Source organism: Nonomuraea sp. NPDC049784 (assembly GCF_040659615.1).
Taxonomy (GTDB): Bacteria; Actinomycetota; Actinomycetes; order Streptosporangiales; family Streptosporangiaceae; genus Nonomuraea.
Genome location: NZ_JBFAMX010000966.1, coordinates 1 through 2,675, shown reverse-complemented (window position 1 = coordinate 2,675; position 2,675 = coordinate 1). Strand labels below are relative to the sequence as shown.

The 2,675-nt window shown below is 71.5% G+C and carries 2 protein-coding genes; both read right to left on the bottom strand.

What is annotated here, in order from left to right:
- Positions 1 to 1,731: M14 family zinc carboxypeptidase (locus tag AB0J09_RS61790; RefSeq protein ID WP_360713425.1), on the bottom strand; the 1,731-nt coding region annotated here is incomplete at its 3' end.
- A gap of 72 nt (positions 1,732 to 1,803) precedes the next feature.
- Positions 1,804 to 2,675 (bottom strand): M14 family metallopeptidase (locus tag AB0J09_RS61785; protein ID WP_360713423.1); only part of this gene is annotated, 872 nt, incomplete at its 5' end.

Below are 2,675 nucleotides of genomic sequence, written 5' to 3'. Positions count from 1 at the left end.
GATCGCCGTGCCGTCCGCCCACGTCACCGCCACGCCCTGGGCCAGCAGGTCGTTGACCGCGAGGACCTCCTTGGCGTCGGTCACCGCGAGCGCGAGCGGCCCGGGCGTGCGCGGCACGGACCCGGTCGGAGCGGCGGCCCTGACCGGGGTGGCCTCCACGCGCAGGGACGTGACCGGGTCCACCGTGGCGCCCCAGAGCAGGGCGTGGCTCCAGCCGGAGATGTCGTACATGGCGTCCACTCTGGGCGAGATGTCCGCGCCCGGCTCCAGCATGACGTTGGCCAGCCCGCGCTTGGGCTGACGCATGTCCACGACGTACGACCCGGCCGGGTACGTCCTGCCGTCCGCCCTGAACGGCCGGCCGGCCCGCTCGACCCGCACGTCATTGGCGATCAAGTGGTCGACCAGGCGCGCGGCGGCCGTGGCCGAGCGCCGTCCGCTGATGACGTACGCCCGGGGGAAGGTGGTGTTGTAGACGTCCTCCGGCCCGAACCCGGGCACGATGCCGAGCGGCACGACCTTGGACGGCTCCCCGGCCGCGCCCCGCCGGAACACCTCGACCTGGTCCGCGATCAGCCGGTCGTGCTTCGCCTGCACGAACGCGTACGTGGCCCGGATGGCCGCCGCGGCCACGTCGGTGTTGATGGCGGAGCGGCGGCGCAGCTCCTCGACCGGCTGCTGCGTGTAGTCGGAGCCGTTGACCCGCAGCGGGATCTCGACCGTGTGCGCGGCGACCGTCCCGTGGAACGGCGCGTACTGCGGGGTGAAGATCGGCGGCCAGTCGTCCCAGCCCTCCGCGGAGTCGCGGAACGGGATCTGCGGCGGGTACACGCCGTCCTTCTCGAACGTGTACCCGAGCGCGTTGATCGCGGCCTCCATGCCGAGGCCGTTGGCGTAGGTGTTCTGGATGAACAGGTCGTACTCGTAGTTCGCGCCGTGCGGCGGCGTGGTCGGCTCGATGAGCGTGCCGTTGACGTAACCGTGCAGGTCGATCATGGTGACCGGCTGGGCGTCGATCATCACCTGGCGCATCGCCCGCACCTCGGACTGGGAGGCGGTGACGAAGTCGCGGTTCAGGTCGAAGCCCGCGCCGTTCTGGCGCACGCCGTTGACGCGGCCGTCGGGGTTGGCGGTGACGTTGAAGTACAGCCTGGTACGCGCCAGCAGGTCGGCGATCTTCGGATCCTTGCTGGTGGCGAGCTCTTCGATGACACGCAGGGCGGCGTCGGTGCCCTCCCACTCGTTGCCGTGGATGTTGGCGTTGACGAAGAGCGGCGCCTTGTACCGCGCGGCAAGCGTGCGGTCGCGGGCGGCGGCGGCCGGGTCGTTCTCGATGCGCTCGCGGATGCGCGCCTGCTCGCGGGCCTCGGCGGCGCTCTCGGGCGCGGTGACGGTGACCAGGTAGAGGTCGCGGCCGCTGTACGAGCGGCCGATGACCTCCGCGCTCACCCGGTCGCTGCGCTGCAGGTCGTTCAGCCGCGGCGCGATGCCGTGGTACGGCACCAGCCCGAGCTTGATAGAGGCGTCGGCCGGGTTCTCCGCGGGCACGGGGAGGCTTGTGTGCCTGGGGTAGCCCACGTCGTGCGAGATCTCGGGCTGGGCGCGGAGCGTCTGGGCCTGCTCGGGGATGTCGGCGGCCACCTCGTTCCGCTCCGGGCCGTTGCCGAAGTCGCGTACAGCAGGGGGAGGCGGCTCGGCGGGACCGGCGGCGGCCGCTCGCGGGTCGGCCAAGAATAAGGAGGGGACGACGAGGAGCGCGGCAAGCAGGACAGGGGGCAGTCGCAAGAGGTTCCTCCAGCTGGATCAGGGTTCCCGGAAGTCGGCGGCGACCCCGGCCAGCGAGATCAGCCCGGCCGCGAACTCCATGGCCTCGGCGTGCCCCTCCGCGAACGGCGGCTGGAAGCCCACGCCCTCCCAGGCCCGCGTCGCGGGGTTCCACAGGTCGGCGCCCACCTCGAAGTCCCACCCGTAGACGCCGTAGTCGTACCAGAGCTCGTCGGCGGAGTTCCCGGCGGCGGAGTAGAGCACGTCCGTGACGGGCCCCGTCTGCTGAGGCCAGGTGACGGTGCCGCGCTCGGCGGCGATGGCCTCCTCGATCGTGCGGGCCGAGCGCAGGAAGTACGCCTCCTGCTGGGACGTGGGCCTGGGCAGGGTGACGCGGCCGGCGAGCTTGTAGGCGCCGGGCGGCCACATGAAGTAGCCGCCGTAGCTGTGCACGTTCATGGCGAACCTGATGTTGCGGTACTTCTGCGCCAGCCACATGACGTTGCGGCTCTCGGGTTCGGAGTGCTCGGCGGGTCCCGCGTACGTGCCGCTCTGGCAGTTGGCCGAGGCGCCGAAGTATCCGTCGGACAGTGAACCGGTCGCGTAGTTGCGGTTGACGTCCACGCCCCAGGCGTTGCGCAGCGCCGGGTCGGACTGCTGCGGCGGGCAGTGGTTCGTCATGTTCTTCCGCTGGGCGTTGAAGTCGTAGAAGCTGTAGTTCGCGCCGTCCGGGTTGACCGTCGGCACGATGAAGACGTCGGTACGCTCCAGCAGCCGGCGGGTGGCCGGATCGCGCGCGTAGTTGCGCAGCAGCCGCTCGGCCGCCTCGACGACGACCAGGGGCGCCACCCACTCGCGGGCGTGTTCCTGGGCGTAGGCCAGCACGCCGGTGCGCGTGCCGTCGCGGTGCG